Genomic DNA, 16,528 nt, shown 5'->3' with positions numbered 1-16,528 from the left:
AAATGAAACTAAAGTATCTGTATTTATCATTGGCAATTGTAGGAATTTTATACACTTGGTATTACAATATTTTGTATTTTCAAAGTGTTGAAAATGCTAGTTTTATAGGATTTATGCAAGATGCACAAATCAATTTTGCAGGTAAATCTTTTGGAGCTGATTTAACGGTGGTTGTGTTTACGTTTTTTGTGTTTTTAGTGACTGAGTCTTTACGATTGAAAATCAAGTATTGGTGGTTGTTGATTCCTTTGACATTTTTAATTGCAGTTGCATTTACATTTCCACTTTTTTTATATTTCAGACAGCGAAAATTAGAAGAAATCTCCATAAAAAACTGATCAATTCATCTTTTCAAAAAATGTCAATTCATAGTTTGGAAGCAATTCAGGTTGTGTAATTTTGATCAAATCTTTCAAAACTAAGTCAGGTCTTGTTGGTGCTAATTCATAATAAATAACGCCTCCTGTTTTGCCTTTTTTAAGAGTTGGCGTATAAATTTTATCGTTTTTAAAAGCATCAAATTCAGCATACAATTTGTTGCTTTGTAACATTTCTTTTTTCGATGAAAAATAGCCAGGTGCAATCCAAAAATCCGCATTTTTTGCTTTCTCAAAAACACTTTCAAAACTCAATGACAAACTTCCTTTTCCTGAAGAATTTTTCCATAAATAATCCACATTTGCATCTGCTAAAAATTGCGCTACAAAACTTTCTCCAGCAGGCAAATTCCAGATATCTTTACTCATTACAGCTCCTGACAGAATTGTTGGTTTTTTAGGATTTTTTTTAGCAAGTTCTTTCGCTTCTAAATACGAAGTTTCAATAGTTTTAAAAATGCTGTCAGCTTTTTGTTGCTTGTCAAATAAAACACCAAAAAAACGCAGCCATTCAGCTCTACCTAAAGGAGTTTCTTCTAGCCAATCTCCATTATAAATTACAGGAATTCCCGATTTTTTTAAGATTTCTAAGGATTTATCAGCACTTGAAACACTGTAACCAACCACTAAATCTGGCTCTAAATTCAGTAACACTTCCGTGTTTAACATGTTTTCTTTTCCAATTTCTTTGATAAATCCTTCTTCAATTCTTTGTCTTGCTTTTTCGGAAGAAACGTACCTAACATTCGGAAATCCAATGATTTTTTCAGTTTCATATAACAATTCTATCATGGGAATATGTGTGGTAGAAGTCACCACAATTCTCGAAATCGGAATTTGAATTTGGGTTGAATGCGTTTTATTTTTAGAAAGTGTGTATTCAAAAATTTCTGAACTATATTGATAAGGTTGTTTGATAATTAATTTTGCAACTTCATGATTATTAAATATTTGAAATCCTTTTGCGTGTTTGACATCAGAAATAGTATCGGTATTATTTGACTTTTCTTTAGTGGCTTTATCGCAGGAAAATAGAAGAGTAATAAGACTAAAAAACACTAAAAAAAATATATTTTTCATTCGTAAAAATTAGGATGATTCAAATTATAATTCGTTTATTTTAATTTTTCGAAGGTATTAAAACTTTCTCAAAAAGACTGTTTTTGTTTTAGATATTACAACTATATTTGCCGTGAATTTAGGTTTCGAAGTTACATATATGTTACTTTGGATTAAAAGGGAATCTGGTTAAAATCCAGAACTGTTCCCGCAACTGTAAGTTTATGCTGCTATTTTCAGCACCTTGTTTTTTCAAGGATGTTATTAATTCTTACACCACTGACATGAATTGTTGGGAAGGTATAATAACATAAAACAAGTCAGGAGACCTGCCATTTTTCAAGAGTTAAAAACTTTCGGGATAAAAGTTTGTGTACCGTACTTAATTTTATTGTACAGAATAGTTTCCTGATTTATTGTATCAATTAAATCAAAAAAAATGAAAAAACAATTTGTAATTGTTAGTGCACTCGCATGTTTTTTTGTGAGTAAAAATGCGTTTTCTCAAGAGAAAAACGAAAAAGTAGAATCGCTAGATGAAATCATCATCACAGCCACAAAATTTGAAACCAATAAGAAAAATATTGGTAAAATTGTGTATAAAATTACACAAGAAACCATCCAAAATAGTGCTGGAAAAACAGTATTGAATTTGTTAAACGACGTTCCTGGTGTTCAAATTAATGGAAATTTTAGTACCAAAGGACAAAATTTAGGCTACTATATTCGAGGTGGTAGAAATCGTCAAGTTGCCATTTTGATTGATGGTGTCAATGTGAATGATCCTTCTTCTTTTGGTGGTGATTTTGATTTACGTCAAATTGACATTCAGCAAATTGAAAGTATTGAGGTTTTAAAAGGAGCTTCTTCCACATTATATGGTACAGGAGCTGCAACTGGTGTCATCAATATTTTATTAAAAAAAGCTTCAAAAAAAGCATTTCAAGGTACTTTTTCCACTTCAATGGGAAGCAATACTTCAAGTGAAATTCAAAATTTAGGGGCAGAAGAATTTTCAACAAATTTCAATTTTAAAGGAACTTTGGGGAAAGTTGATTATGTTTTGGCACTAAACGCAAATGGTTCAAGAGGACTTTCTGCAGCTGAAAATTTGGATAAAGACAATCCTTTTGAAGAGGATATTTTTGCCAAACAAAATGCTCTTTTAAAGGTAAATTATACCATCAATCAAAAACTAAAATTAGGTTTTTTTGCAACTATTGACGAATTTTCAACAGATTTTGACGGATTTGATTATGACCCAATAACTTTTGCAAGTATTCCTGCTGATAAAAATAACAATTTGTCAAGCATTCAAAAAAGAGGAGGTTTTAATGTGGATTATTCTTATAAAAACGGGAGTTTAAAAATCAGAACTTTTGTCACTGATATCAATAGAACAGAAACTCCATCTAATAATTTTTTCAATGGAGAAGTACTTGGTTTTGATATGTTTAATCACTATAACTTCAACAAAAGCTTTTCAATTTTGATAGGAATTTCTTCTCAATATCAAGACATGAAACAAGAAACTTCTTTTAGTCAAATTGAAAAAGGTGCTGGAAAACAACATTTTTACGACCCCTATTTTTCAGTAAATTATTTTTCTGATTTTGGGTTCACATTTAGTGCAGGAACGCGATTAAATATTCACAGTGAATATGGAGAAAATCTAGTTTTTAATATCAATCCTGGTTATAATTTTAGCTTCAATAAAACGTCAAATGCCAAAGTTTTTGCATCTTATAGTACTGCATTTGTGGCGCCAACGTTGTCTGAAATTTTCACAAAATTACCTTCCATTGAAGAATTATTACCAGAAGAAGACATCACTATTGAAACAGGTTTTGAATTGAATTTTTCTCCTAAAATTTCTTTGAACGCTACTTTTTTCTATAGAGAAGAAACCAATAAAATTGGCTATGATCCAATGACATTTCAAACAATCAATGATGTTGGAACTTTTTTTGCAAGGGGAATTGAAACGGAAATTTCTTACAAACCTACTAAAAAAGTGAATTTGTTAGCCAACTTTACGCACATCAATAGAGCTGAAAATTTGTTATTGAAAATTCCTCAAAACACCTTTTTTGCGAAAGTAGATTATCAATTATTTTCAGAAACTTTTACGTCATTCAGCTATCGATTTGTAGATGAAACGAAAGATTTTGGGAACATTGATTTGCCTTCATACAACTTGATTGATTTCTTTATCAATCATCGCTTGTTGAATGAAAAAGTCACTTTTTATGGTAGTGTAACCAATATTTTTAATGAAAATTTTCAAGAAATTGCTGGCTTTACAGCAAGAGGAAGAAATTGGAATCTTGGTTTAAAAATTCAATTATAATTTTTCTTGACAACTAGAAAAACACGAATTTATGTGTTATAAATTCGTGTTTTTTTTTATTTATTTACAAAATCAACTTCGAAACTTCTTTTTTCAAGATGGCAATGGCAATTTCTGATGGTGAAGAAGTATTGTTGAATTCATTCAAAATCGCTTTTTGAAAATCAACAGCAGTTTCATTGGATTTTGATACTTGTTGAAATTTATTTTCAATGATATTTTTTGTTTTTAAAATTCCACTCCAAGCTTCTTCAGAAATATACAATTGTTGTACTAAATTGTGTTCAAATTCTTGCTCTATAGTCAAAATCAGTAAAGAAACATATTCAGAAGATGAATCTGAAATGGGTTGAATTCTCAATACTAATTTTGTGGGATGAATGCGTTCGCAAAACAACAACATTCTTTCGTAAGCTTGCAATTTTACGGGTAATGACTCTCTTTTTTTGTCCATCAAAAGTGCTAAACTTTTATCAGAATTTTGCTGAGTAAGATAGCTTTTAAACATATAATAGGCAACATAACCTGTCACTAATGCAGGTAAAACATAGGCAATACTGGCTAATAATTGGTCTTCCAAAATCAATAAAAATATTTCTACAAAGGTACTTTTTTTAGTGAAAAAAATGTGAATAAAAAATAAAGTTTAGGCTATCTCAAATGAATAGATTTCATAACTTGTAACTTTTTAATTTCTTAAAAAACTGATGTCAAATTCCTATTTAGATTCGTTAAACGAAGCTCAAAAAAGAGCTGTAATTCAGAAAGATGGTCCCATGATTATCATTGCAGGAGCAGGTTCTGGAAAAACAAGAGTATTGACGTATAGAATTGCTCATTTGATGCAGCAAGGCATAGATGCTTTTAACATTCTGTCGTTGACATTTACAAATAAAGCTGCCAAGGAAATGAAAGCAAGAATCTCAAAAGTGGTTGGAGCTAGCGAGGCAAAAAATTTGTGGATGGGAACTTTTCATGCTGTTTTTGCTCGAATTTTACGCTCAGAAGCTGATAAATTAGGATTCCCAACAAATTTCACCATTTATGACACGCAAGATTCAGTTCGATTGATTGGTGCCATTATCAAAGAAATGAACTTGGACAAAGAGCAATACAAACCCAAACAAGTTTTTAGTAGAATTTCATCTTTCAAAAATAACTTAATTACTGTAAGAGCTTATTTTAACAGTCCTGATTTACAAGAAGCAGATGTGTTAGCAAGCAGACCAAAAATCGGTGAAATTTATAAAGAATATGTCAACAGATGTTTCAAATCTGGTGCTATGGATTTTGATGATTTGTTACTGAGAACCAATGAATTATTAGCGCGTTTTCCTGATGTATTAGCCAAATATCAAGACCGTTTTCGCTATATTATGGTGGATGAGTATCAAGATACCAATCATTCTCAATACATTATTATTAGAGCTTTGGCGGATCGTTTTCAAAATATTTGCGTGGTTGGCGATGATTCTCAAAGTATTTATAGTTTTAGAGGCGCCAATATTCAGAATATTTTAAACTTTCAAAAAGATTATCCTGATGTAAAAACATTTAAATTAGAACAGAATTATCGTTCTACAAAAAACATTGTAAATGCTGCAAATTCGGTAATCGCACAAAACAAAACAAAATTAGACAAAGACGTTTGGACAAGCAATGATGCTGGAGACGCTATTTATGTAATGCGCACCATTTCTGATGGTGAAGAAGGTCGTTTTGTGGCGCAATCTATTTGGGATAATATGATGAATCATCAATTAACACCCGATAATTTTTGTGTTTTATACAGAACAAATTCACAATCAAGAGCCATTGAAGATGCTTTGAGAAAGAAAAATATCGACTATAAAATTTATGGTGGAATGTCTTTTTATCAACGAAAAGAAATCAAAGATGTCTTGTCTTATTTACGATTGTTGATCAATCCAAATGATGAAGAAGCTTTGGTTAGAGTCATTAATTATCCAGTTCGTGGAATTGGAACAACGACTATTGATAAGTTGACAATTGCCGCAAATCAGTATAAAAAATCAATTTTTGAAGTGATTCAGCATATTCATAAACTTGATATTCAATTGAATGGGCCAACCAAAATGAAATTGGAAGATTTTTCAAATATGATTCAGCGTTTTCAAATTGAAGCGCAATCAAAAAATGCCTTTGAAGTGGCAGAATTGGTGGTGAAACAAACTCGAATTATTGCTGATGTTGAAAAAGATGGAACTCCAGAAGCCATCAGTAAAGTAGAAAATATTCAAGAACTTTTGAACGGAATTAAGGATTTTATAACCGATAAAATAGAACAAGGAGAAGACGCTTCTTTGACTACGTTTTTGGAAGATGTTGCTTTGGCTACAGATTTTGATTCGGAAAAGGAAAATGATGCACCCAAAGTTGCTTTGATGAGCATTCATCAATCAAAAGGATTGGAATTTCAATACGTGTATATTGTTGGATTGGAAGAAAATTTATTCCCTTCAGCCATGAGTATGACTACAAGAATTGAATTGGAAGAAGAACGAAGATTGTTTTATGTAGCACTTACAAGAGCAGAAAAAGTAGCTTATTTAAGTTATGCGCAAACGCGTTATAGATGGGGAAAATTAGTAGATGCTGAACCAAGTAGATTCTTGGAAGAAATTGATGAAAAGTATCTGTATTATATGACTCCGAAAAAGCCTGAGCAGTCAATCAATAAATTTTTGGATGCCAATTTATTTGATGACGCTCCAAAAGGAATTCGATTTCAAAAACCTATACAGAGAAAGAAAATTGAACGAAATATCGTTGAAAATAAAGAAATAAATTTTACAAAAAATTTTAAAAAAGTACCTGAAAATAATCCCAATGTCAATTTATTTGACACTGAAGTTACTGTTGGAAATATTGTAGAACACAATCGTTTTGGAAAAGGAGAGGTACTTTCGTTAGAAGGAAATGGGGCTAACAAAAAAGCTGAAATTCAGTTTGGTACCGTTGGAAAAAAGAAATTATTGCTGCAATTTGCCAAGCTAAAAGTGATTGGATAACAGCACGAAATTATTTTCAAAATGACTTATATTAAATGAGAATTATTGCCTAATTTGCGAACTTTAAAAACTTCGTAAAATTAGAATTACATACTTGAATATTTTCAGGAAAACTTCACAAAATATTGAAACATGACATTTGACTTAGAATACAATTCAGAAAGACCCATCATGATTATTCCAGAATATGGAAGACATGTTCAAAAATTAATTGACCATTGCATGACGTTAGAAACCAAAGAGGAAAGAAATATCATGGCAAGAGCAATCGTTGATGTTATGGGAAATTTACAACCACATTTGCGTGATGTTCCTGATTTTAAGCACAAATTATGGGATCAATTATTTATCATGTCCGATTTTATGTTGGATGCAGATTCTCCATATCCAACTCCTTCAAAAGAAGAATTACAAGAAAAACCGGAACCATTAGCATATCCAAAATCAGCATCAAAATACCGTTATTACGGAACAAATATTCAGACCATGATTGATGTTGCTTTGAGTTGGGAAGAAGGAGAATTGAAAGAAGCATTGATTTATACGATTGCAAATCACATGAAAAAATGCTATTTAAATTGGAATAAAGACACTGTTGATGACGCTATTATTTTCAATCATTTGTATGATTTATCTTCGGGAAAAATTGATTTAAGAGAATCAAAAGAAGAATTATCAGAAATCAAAGAATTGATGAAAAAGAGAAATACACAAGGCCAAAATCCTACAAAAAACGTTAAAAAACAACCATTTACCAAAAACCGAAAAAGATAAAATATGGCATCTTTTAAAATTGAAGGCGGACATAAATTAAGCGGAACAATTACGCCACAAGGCGCAAAAAATGAAGTTTTACAAATTCTTTGCGCAGTTTTATTAACTCCAGAAAAAGTAACAGTTCACAATGTTCCTGATATTATTGATGTGAATAAACTCATTTTTATTTTGGGTGAATTGGGTGTGAAAGTGGAGAAATTTGGAAAAAACTCTTACACTTTTCAAGCAGATGAAATTAACTTACCTTATTTAGAATCAGCTGATTTTAGAAGAGATGGAAGTTCTTTAAGAGGTTCTATTATGATTGTTGGTCCTTTATTAGCTCGTTTTGGGAAAGGTTTTATTCCAAAACCAGGAGGAGATAAAATTGGACGCAGACGTTTAGATACTCATTTTGAGGGATTTATAAATTTGGGAGCCTCTTTCAGATATAATAAAGAAGAGCATTTTTACGGAGTTGAAGCAACTGAATTGAAAGGAACAGACATGCTTTTAGACGAAGCTTCTGTAACTGGAACTGCCAATATTTTAATGGCAGCTGTTTTAGCAAAAGGAAAAACGACCATTTATAATGCAGCTTGCGAACCTTATATTCAACAATTATGCAAAATGTTGAATTCTATGGGAGCAAAAATCACAGGTGTTGGCTCTAATTTATTGATTATTGAAGGTGTCAAATACCTTTCAGGATGTGAGCATAGAGTGTTGCCAGATATGATTGAAATTGGTTCTTGGATTGGTGTTGCAGTGATGACACAATCTGAATTAACGATCAAAAACGTGAGTTGGGAAAACTTAGGACAAATTCCAAATGTGTTCAGAAAATTAGGAATTCAATTTGAGAAAAAAGGAGATGATATTTACATTCCTGCACAAGAAACCTATGAAATTCAGAACTACATTGATGGTTCTGTTTTAACAGTTGCAGATGCACCTTGGCCGGGTTTTACACCAGATTTATTGAGTATTATTTTGGTAATTGCAACCCAAGCAAATGGCACAGTTTTGATTCATCAAAAAATGTTTGAAAGCAGATTGTTTTTTGTGGATAAATTGATTGATATGGGCGCAAAAGTAATTTTGTGTGATCCTCACAGAGCAACAGTTATTGGACTCAATCATCAATCTCAATTAAAAGCAACAAAAATGACTTCACCTGATATTAGAGCAGGAATTTCATTATTGATTGCAGCACTATCAGCCAAGGGAACAAGTATCATCAATAATATTGAACAAATTGATAGAGGTTACGAAAATATTGAAGAACGACTAAAATCAATAGGCGCAAAAATTGAAAGAATTGAAGATTAATTTTTAGTAGTAATCCTATAAAATAGTGTCAATTTGACACTATTTTTTTATTGGCAATATTTTTGAAATAAAATGAAAAGTTTAAAAGATTTTTTAAAGATGAGTAAAAAAGAGAAGACACAAGAAGAGCCGCTTATCAGCGAACAAGAAAATATTCAAGATTCACAAAATCAAGAAGTTGCAGAAGAAGTAAAAGACGAAAAACCAACTGCTGAAGAATTGATTCAAGCAGAAAAAGATAAGTTTTTACGTTTATTTGCAGAATTTGAAAACTATAAAAAAAGAACTTCAAAAGAAAGAATTGAACTTTTTAAAACGGCAGGTCAGGAATTAATGACATCTTTACTGCCAATCGTAGATGATTTTGAACGTGCTTTAAATCATATTGAAGAATCTCCAGAAACAGAAGAATTACGTAAAGGAGTTTCGTTAATTCATCAAAAATTCTATAATACTTTAGAACAAAAAGGACTCATTAAAATTGAGGTGAATGCTGGAGATGTTTTTGATGCAGAATTGCATGAAGCAATCACCCAAATTCCTGCTCCAACAGAGGACTTAAAAGGAAAAGTGATTGATTGTTTAGAAAAAGGATACAAATTAGGAGATAAAATCATACGTTACCCAAAAGTAGTCATAGGACAATAAAATTATGTAATTTTCAGTCTCAGTTTTCAGTAAAATAGCTACTGTCAACTGCAACTGAATTCTGAAAACTAAAAATATGGCAAAACAAGATTACTACGAAATATTAGGAATTACAAGATCTGCAACTCAAGCTGATATCAAAAAAGCCTATAGAAAAATGGCAATCAAATATCATCCTGATAAAAATCCTGATGATAAAACTGCGGAAGAAAATTTCAAAAAAGCTGCAGAAGCTTACGAAGTTTTGAGTGATGAAAATAAAAAAGCACGTTATGATCAATATGGTCATGCTGCTTTTGAAGGAGCTCAAGGTGGAGGAGGTTTTGGTGGCATGAATATGGATGACATTTTCAGTCAATTTGGCGATATTTTTGGTGGTGGATTTGGCGGATTTGGTGGCGGTGGTCAAAGACAAGCTCGTGTAAAAGGAAGCAATATGCGAATTCGTGTAAAGTTGACACTTGATGAAATCGCAAAAGGCGTTGAAAAGAAAGTAAAAGTTCGCAGAAAAGTACAAGCTGATGGCGTAAGATATTCAACATGTTCCACCTGTAATGGTTCAGGACAGCAAATGCGTGTTACCAATACTATTTTAGGAAGAATGCAAACAGCAACCACTTGTGGAAGTTGTGGTGGAGCAGGAGAAACCTTAAGTAACAGACCAGAAGGCGCAGATGCTCAAGGACTAATTTTTAAAGAAGAAACTGTTTCTATCAATATTCCTGCTGGAGTTACAGAAGGAGTGCAGCTAAAAGTAGGAGGAAAAGGCAATGAAGCTCCTGGGAAAAATTCAATTCCTGGTGATTTATTAGTGGTAATTGAAGAAGTTGAACACGAAAACTTAAAAAGAGAAGGCACTAATATTCATTATGATTTATACATCAGTTATCCAGAAGCGGTTTTAGGATCCAATAAAGAAGTGGAAACTGTTTCAGGAAAAGTAAAAATCAAAATTGATGCAGGAACTCAATCAGGAAAAATTTTACGATTGAAAGGAAAAGGTTTGCCTAGCATAGAACGCTATGGTACAGGAGATTTCTTAATTCATATCAATGTTTGGACACCTCAAGAATTGAACAAAGAACAACGTAAATTCTTTGAAAACATGATGGAAAATGAGAATTTTATTCCACATCCAAATAAATCAGACAAATCATTTTTTGAGAAAGTAAAGGATATGTTTTCTTAATTACATGCTAAAATTTTTAATTTGATAAATTTTCTATTAAAAAATTTTCACATTAAAAAATATATAAATATATTTGAAGTGTTATTGAGAAATCGATAACACTTTTTCTTTTTCATAGCAATTTTTCCCACTCAAGTTTTCAATTTGAGTGGGTTTTTTTATGCATTTAAAATTGTACTTTTGCTAACTGAAAGCAGACTTATCTTATCGCCGTGAATTTATTTCAAGGAGGAAAGTCCGAACACCAAAGAGTAATCATAGCGGATAACATCCGTCCAGTGTAAACTGAGGACAAGTGCAACAGAAAGCAAGTACAGTTCGGCTGTAGTGAAACCAGGTAAACTCTATGAGGTGCAATGCCATGTATATTAGAGCTTGAGGGCTACTCGCTCGATTCTAAAGGGTAGGCAGATGGATTTTGGTAGCAATATCAAAACTAGATAAATGATAAGAAACTTGAACTCGTTTCAGGTTACAGAATTCGGCTTACAAGTCTGCTTTTTTTATTTTAAAAGATTATCAATAAATCGTTGAAATCGATGAATTTACTTCACTAAAAAAGGTATTTATCAAGAAATAATTTTTACTTATCTATAAATTAAAGCTATCTATTATTTATTTTTTAAAATTGATTTTATTGATGTAAATTTGTTATCCACAAAAAACCTTAAAAACTTTTATATATGGCTTTTGATATTGAAATGATTAAACAAGTCTATGCTACTATGTCAGAACGTGTTGATGCGGCTCGAAAAATTACAGGAAAACCCTTAACACTTGCAGAAAAAATATTATACTCTCATCTTTGGGATGGTACTCCAACCAAGGCTTTTACAAGAGGAAAAGATTATGTAGATTTTGCTCCAGATAGAATAGCTTGTCAAGATGCAACTGCTCAAATGGCATTATTGCAATTTATGCAAGCAGGAAAAGCAAAAGTTGCTGTTCCAACAACAGTTCATTGTGATCATTTAATTCAAGCAAAAAGTGGTGCTGTTGCAGATTTAAAACACGCAAATAGCACAAGTAGTGAAGTTTTTAATTTTTTAGAATCCGTTTCAAATAAATATGGGATTGGTTTTTGGAAACCAGGTGCTGGAATTATCCATCAAGTAGTTTTAGAAAATTATGCATTTCCTGGTGGAATGATGATTGGAACAGATTCTCATACCGTAAATGCGGGTGGTTTAGGAATGGTAGCTATTGGTGTTGGTGGTGCAGATGCTGTTGATGTAATGGCAGGAATGGCTTGGGAATTGAAATTTCCAAAATTGATTGGTGTAAAATTAACAGGAAAATTATCTGGTTGGACTGCACCAAAAGACGTCATTTTAAAAGTGGCTGAAATCCTTACTGTAAAAGGAGGAACAGGTGCTATCGTTGAATATTTTGGCTCAGGTGCCATTTCAATGTCTTGCACAGGAAAAGGCACTATCTGTAATATGGGTGCAGAAATCGGTGCAACAACGTCAACTTTTGGCTATGATGAATCTATGGAACGTTATTTACGTGCTACTGATAGAACAGATGTTGCTGAAGCTGCTAATGAAATTAAAGAATATTTAACGGCTGATGCTGAAGTATATGCAAATCCTGAATTGTATTTTGACCAAGTAATCGAAATCAATTTATCTGAATTAGGTCCTTTATTAAATGGTCCTTTTACACCTGATTTATCAACAACTGTTGGAAAAGAAATGGGTGAAAAAGCAACAGCAAATGACTGGCCAATGCAAGTGGAATGGGGATTAATTGGTTCTTGTACTAACTCTTCTTACGAAGATTTATCAAGAGCTGCTTCAATTGCACAACAAGCTTTGGACAAAGGATTGAAAACGAAAGCTGAATTTGGAATCAATCCAGGTTCTGAGCAAGTGAGATATACTGCAGAAAGAGATGGAATTTTAGCTGTTTTTGAAAATTTAGGTGCAACAATATTTACGAATGCTTGTGGGCCATGTATTGGACAATGGGCTAGATATTCTGATCCAAAAAATGCTCCAAAAAATAGTATTGTACATTCATTCAACAGAAACTTTGCAAAAAGAGCTGACGGAAATCCAAATACGCACGCATTTGTAGCATCACCTGAAATTACTGCGGCTATTGCCATTGCTGGTCGTTTGGATTTTAATCCAATGACTGATACTTTAATCAACGAAAATGGTGAAGAAGTAATGCTAGATGAACCAACAGGATGGGAATTGCCACCAAAAGGTTTTGAAGTAAAAGAAAATGGTTATTTAGCGCCTGAAGAAGATGGAAGTCATGTAGTGGTTTCTGTAGATGAAACTTCAGAAAGATTACAACTTTTAGCACCTTTTGAGCCGATTGGAAAAAATTTAAATAATGTAAAATTATTAATCAAAGCTTTTGGAAAATGTACTACTGACCACATCTCAATGGCTGGTCCTTGGTTGCGTTTTAGAGGTCATTTGGATAATATCGCCAACAATACATTGATTGGTGCTGTGAATGCTTTTAATGATAAAACAAACTTTGTGAAAAATCAATTGACAGGAGAGTATGATGCTGTGCCTGCTGTTCAAAGAGCTTACAAAGCTGCTGGAATTAAAACAATTGTGGTTGGAGATCACAATTATGGGGAAGGTTCTTCTAGAGAACATGCTGCAATGCAACCTCGTTTTTTAGGTGTTGCTGCTGTGATTGTAAAATCTTTTGCCAGAATTCACGAAACAAATTTGAAAAAACAAGGAATGTTAGGGTTGACGTTTGCTAACGAAGCAGATTATGATTTGATTCAAGAAGATGATACTTTTAACTTCTTAGATTTGAACGAGTTTGCTCCTGAAAAACAATTGCATTTGGAATTGGTTCATGCAGATGGAAGCAAAGATGTGATTGCATTGAATCATACGTATAATGATGCTCAAATTGAGTGGTTTACAGAAGGTTCAGCCTTGAATTTGATCAAAAAACAGAACGCTAAATAAATAGCAATTACTGAAATAAAAAAAGAGAAATCATTCATTTGATTTCTCTTTTTTAGTTTATAAAAATGCCCAAAAACAATTTTTTGAAAACTGAAGTTTGGGCACCAACTAACCAACTTGTTGTTTTTTATACTTTATTTATTTTGATAGGCATTTTATAAATTTCTCCTTTTTGAATGCCTTTTGTTGCAATTTTTTTATAATTCAATTTTTCTTTTACAAATACATTGAATGAAGTCAAATTTGAATCTACTGAAATGACAACTAACTCGTTTTTGTTGTTAATCATGAAAGAAACTTCTGCAGAAGAGGAAGAGTCTACTTCTAAAGGAATTTTATTTCCTAAAATGTTCACTATTTCAGAACGCAATTCTGTAGTTACTTTTGAAGGATCTTTTTCACTAGCATTTGCTGAAAAAGTAATGGTAAAGCTAAAAAGTAAAATAGCAATGATTGATTTTAAATTTCTCATAATAAGTGTTTTAAGTTTTATTTATTTTCTTAATAGACACTTATTTTGTAAAAACGTTTCATCAAAATGGGGACTTTAATAGATTCTTAACAGACTTTAACGCATTTTAAGAATTTTGGCGAATCAATTATTTTGCTTTCTCCACCAATTCTAATTTATCCAATGAAGTTTTGGTGGTAAAAATTCCATAATTGATGGTTACTGATTTTTTCTCGATTTTATCAATTGTTCCAACAGTATTTGTATCCGTAATTCGAACTCTATCATTGATTTTAAAGTCGTAATTTTGTTTTTCTTTGGCTACTTTTTCAGCTTCTATTTTCTTTTCTTCTCTTACTTTTTCCACTTTTTTCATCACTTCATTTTCTACTTGCTGAATAATTTCTTCTTGTCTTTTTTTCTGAAGTGTTGCTTGCTTTTTCTGTGAGATTGTTTTTGGTTTTTCTGGAGATTTTTTCAAATATTTTACACGCTCATCAGCAACCCATTTATTGAAATTTGCCAACAATTCTTTTTTATTATTGGTCTGAAAATATTTGTTCAAAAATTCATTGACTTTTCTTCCAAAACCCAACATTTTTTGATTGTTGTCATACAATTCTTGAAATCCTTCTAATTTTTCTTGAATTTTCTGCTCTTTTTGCTGTAAATTTTCTAGATATTCAAGTTCTTTATGTTTCTGTTTCTCTAAATTTTCAGAATTTTTTTGCAGGCGATTTCGTTCTTGTTGCAGTTTAGAAATGGTTTTATCCAAACGGATTTTTTCATTTTCTACTCTCTTTTTGGCTTTGTTAATCAAACTAAAAGGAATGCCATTTTTTTGAGCCACTTCAAACGTGAATGAACTTCCTGCTTGACCCACAAATAACTTATACAAAGGTTCTAAAGTACGTTCGTCAAATTGCATATTGGCATTCGTCACGTTTTCTAATTCGTTAGCCAATACTTTCAAATTGGAATAATGTGTGGTGATGATTCCAAAAGCTTTCTTCTCGTAAAACTCTTCTAAAAAAATTTCAGCCAAAGCGCCACCCAATTCTGGGTCTGTTCCTGTGCCAAATTCATCAATCAAAAACAAGGTATTTTCATCACATTTTTTTAGAAAATGACGCATGTTTTTCAATCGATAACTGTAAGTACTTAATTGATTTTCAATAGATTGATTATCGCCAATATCTGTTAAAATCGTATCGAAAATATAAGATTCACTTCGCTCATCAACAGGAATTAGCAATCCACTTTGTAACATTACTTGGAGCAATCCAATGGTTTTTAAAGTGATGCTTTTTCCACCAGCATTGGGTCCTGAAATCACAATAATTTGTTGGTTTTCGTGCAATGAAATGGTTTGAGAAACCGTATCTATTTTATGTTCTTTATTTTTTTTCCATAAAATAGGGTGATAGGCATTCTTGAAAAATATCTTTTTATTTTTTGAAATTTTAGGCAACACACCTTGATGTTGATGCGCGTATTTTGCTTTTGCGCCAATCATATCTAAATGCGTTAAAAAGACCAAATATTCTTCCAAAAGTGATACGAAAGGACGAATTGTGGTTGCCAAATCACGCAAAATTTTGATAATTTCTTGCTTTTCTTCATACAACAAATTTTGATATTCGCGAGAATATGCCAACGTAGCTTGAGGAGCAATATAAACGATACTTCCTGATTTTGAAGCACCCAACAAACTGCCTTCCACTTTTCTTCTGTGCATGGCCATTACTGCCAAAACACGCTGATTGTCAACAACAGTTTCTTTAATGTCGTCTAAATATCCTGCAGCAATAGCTTTGGATAAAGCACTCGAAAAACTTGCGCCAATTTTCCCACGAATTGAATTGATATCTTTTCGGATTTGCTTCAATTCGGGTGAAGCATTGTTTTTTACTTCTCCAGAAATTTCAATGACTTGTTTAATTTCGTCATTGATATAGGTAGTAAATTCAATTTTTTGAGTCAACTCAAAAAAAGTAGGAAAAATGAGTTGGAATTTTTTAAAAAACAGGATATGCTCATTGACCGTAAGTGAAGTTTTAGCTACTTTCAAAAAAGCATCTGTTTCTATAAAACTATTTTCAATGGCTACTCTTTTGACACTATCAGTAATATCATCAAATCCATGATTGGGAATTCTATTGTCATTTTCAAATGAAGAAAGGTATTCATTGACCAACTGAAGTTCTTTGAACAGTAATTTTCTACTTTCAATTGGACGAATTTCCAACACTTTTTGTTTTCCTAAACCGGAAATACAATGTGTTGCAACGTGTTGTAAAACCGTTAAAAATTCTAAATCTTGAAGTGTTTTTTCTGAGATGTTTTTGCCCAAAATAGTATCTTTGAAATTCTAGCAAAA

The 16,528-nt window shown here is 32.0% G+C and carries 12 protein-coding genes, 1 other RNA gene and 1 riboswitch; of the genes, 9 read left to right on the top strand and 4 right to left on the bottom strand.

Annotated elements, in window-relative coordinates; genetic code table 11:
* Window positions 1–2 precede the first annotated feature (2 nt).
* Window positions 3–338 (top strand): DUF2834 domain-containing protein, encoded by a 336-nt coding sequence (locus tag IU405_RS09125; RefSeq protein WP_197438301.1) that lies wholly within the window; start codon window positions 3–5, stop codon window positions 336–338.
* Here the strand turns inward: IU405_RS09125 and IU405_RS09120 are convergent, their stop codons facing one another.
* Entirely contained in the window at window positions 339–1,457 is a 1,119-nt protein-coding gene (locus IU405_RS09120) for an ABC transporter substrate-binding protein (protein WP_197438300.1), read from the bottom strand.
* 103 nt (window positions 1,458–1,560) lie between these two features.
* Window positions 1,561–1,788, top strand: a riboswitch (cobalamin riboswitch).
* 87 nt (window positions 1,789–1,875) lie between these two features.
* On the opposite strand from IU405_RS09120, the gene IU405_RS09115 reads away from it, so the two are divergent.
* Window positions 1,876–3,786 (top strand): TonB-dependent receptor plug domain-containing protein, encoded by a 1,911-nt coding sequence (locus IU405_RS09115; protein WP_197438299.1) that lies wholly within the window; start codon window positions 1,876–1,878, stop codon window positions 3,784–3,786.
* A gap of 64 nt (window positions 3,787–3,850) precedes the next feature.
* Here the strand turns inward: IU405_RS09115 and IU405_RS09110 are convergent, their stop codons facing one another.
* Complete coding sequence (locus IU405_RS09110) at window positions 3,851–4,372, bottom strand: hypothetical protein (protein WP_231749643.1); 522 nt, start codon at window positions 4,370–4,372, stop codon at window positions 3,851–3,853.
* 121 nt (window positions 4,373–4,493) lie between these two features.
* Between IU405_RS09110 and IU405_RS09105 the strand changes: the two genes are divergently transcribed.
* The 7 genes from IU405_RS09105 (at window position 4,494) to IU405_RS09075 (ending at window position 13,697) form a co-directional block, all read left to right on the top strand.
* Window positions 4,494–6,818, top strand: a complete 2,325-nt coding sequence (locus IU405_RS09105) for an ATP-dependent helicase (protein WP_197438298.1) — start codon at window positions 4,494–4,496, stop codon at window positions 6,816–6,818.
* A gap of 132 nt (window positions 6,819–6,950) precedes the next feature.
* Entirely contained in the window at window positions 6,951–7,592 is a 642-nt protein-coding gene (locus IU405_RS09100) for a DUF4290 domain-containing protein (RefSeq protein WP_197438297.1), read from the top strand.
* 3 nt (window positions 7,593–7,595) lie between these two features.
* On the top strand, window positions 7,596–8,906 hold the full coding sequence (murA, locus tag IU405_RS09095; protein WP_197438296.1) for a UDP-N-acetylglucosamine 1-carboxyvinyltransferase: 1,311 nt from the start codon (window positions 7,596–7,598) through the stop codon (window positions 8,904–8,906).
* A 99-nt stretch (window positions 8,907–9,005) separates the two neighbouring features.
* Complete coding sequence (locus IU405_RS09090; RefSeq protein WP_197438295.1) at window positions 9,006–9,554, top strand: nucleotide exchange factor GrpE; 549 nt, start codon at window positions 9,006–9,008, stop codon at window positions 9,552–9,554.
* Between the two features lie 76 nt (window positions 9,555–9,630).
* A complete protein-coding gene (dnaJ, locus tag IU405_RS09085) occupies window positions 9,631–10,743 on the top strand; it encodes a molecular chaperone DnaJ (protein ID WP_197438294.1) in 1,113 nt (370 codons plus the stop codon).
* A gap of 190 nt (window positions 10,744–10,933) precedes the next feature.
* An RNA gene (gene rnpB, locus IU405_RS09080) (RNase P RNA component class A) lies at window positions 10,934–11,248 on the top strand.
* Window positions 11,249–11,426: 178 nt separating this feature from the next.
* Window positions 11,427–13,697 carry an aconitate hydratase gene (locus IU405_RS09075; protein WP_197438293.1) on the top strand — a complete coding sequence of 757 codons (2,271 nt, stop codon included), beginning with the start codon at window positions 11,427–11,429 and terminating at the stop codon, window positions 13,695–13,697.
* A 127-nt stretch (window positions 13,698–13,824) separates the two neighbouring features.
* Here the strand turns inward: IU405_RS09075 and IU405_RS09070 are convergent, their stop codons facing one another.
* The gene (locus IU405_RS09070; protein WP_197438292.1) at window positions 13,825–14,169 is read right to left on the bottom strand and encodes a hypothetical protein; all 345 of its coding nucleotides are present in this window, start codon (window positions 14,167–14,169) and stop codon (window positions 13,825–13,827) included.
* Between the two features lie 127 nt (window positions 14,170–14,296).
* A complete protein-coding gene (locus tag IU405_RS09065; RefSeq protein ID WP_197438291.1) occupies window positions 14,297–16,501 on the bottom strand; it encodes an endonuclease MutS2 in 2,205 nt (734 codons plus the stop codon).
* Between the last annotated feature and the right edge of the window lie 27 nt (window positions 16,502–16,528).

Source organism: Polaribacter sp. BAL334 (genome assembly GCF_015767435.1).
In the GTDB taxonomy this organism is placed as follows: domain Bacteria; phylum Bacteroidota; class Bacteroidia; order Flavobacteriales; family Flavobacteriaceae; genus Polaribacter.
The sequence above is the reverse complement of the archived record's forward strand: the minus strand, read 5'-3'. Positions and strand labels throughout refer to the sequence as shown.

What these genes read in the sequence shown, in the direction of transcription:
- IU405_RS09105 (WP_197438298.1), top strand. Translation starts at nt 4,494, where the DNA reads ATGTCAAATTCCTATTTAGATTCGTTAAACGAAGCTCAAAAAAGAGCT.
- murA (WP_197438296.1), top strand. Translation starts at nt 7,596, where the DNA reads ATGGCATCTTTTAAAATTGAAGGCGGACATAAATTAAGCGGAACAATT.
- IU405_RS09070 (WP_197438292.1), bottom strand. Translation starts at nt 14,169, where the DNA reads ATGAGAAATTTAAAATCAATCATTGCTATTTTACTTTTTAGCTTTACC.
- dnaJ (WP_197438294.1), top strand. Translation starts at nt 9,631, where the DNA reads ATGGCAAAACAAGATTACTACGAAATATTAGGAATTACAAGATCTGCA.
- IU405_RS09075 (WP_197438293.1), top strand. Translation starts at nt 11,427, where the DNA reads ATGGCTTTTGATATTGAAATGATTAAACAAGTCTATGCTACTATGTCA.
- IU405_RS09125 (WP_197438301.1), top strand. Translation starts at nt 3, where the DNA reads ATGAAACTAAAGTATCTGTATTTATCATTGGCAATTGTAGGAATTTTA.
- IU405_RS09100 (WP_197438297.1), top strand. Translation starts at nt 6,951, where the DNA reads ATGACATTTGACTTAGAATACAATTCAGAAAGACCCATCATGATTATT.
- IU405_RS09120 (WP_197438300.1), bottom strand. Translation starts at nt 1,457, where the DNA reads ATGAAAAATATATTTTTTTTAGTGTTTTTTAGTCTTATTACTCTTCTA.
- IU405_RS09090 (WP_197438295.1), top strand. Translation starts at nt 9,006, where the DNA reads ATGAGTAAAAAAGAGAAGACACAAGAAGAGCCGCTTATCAGCGAACAA.
- IU405_RS09115 (WP_197438299.1), top strand. Translation starts at nt 1,876, where the DNA reads ATGAAAAAACAATTTGTAATTGTTAGTGCACTCGCATGTTTTTTTGTG.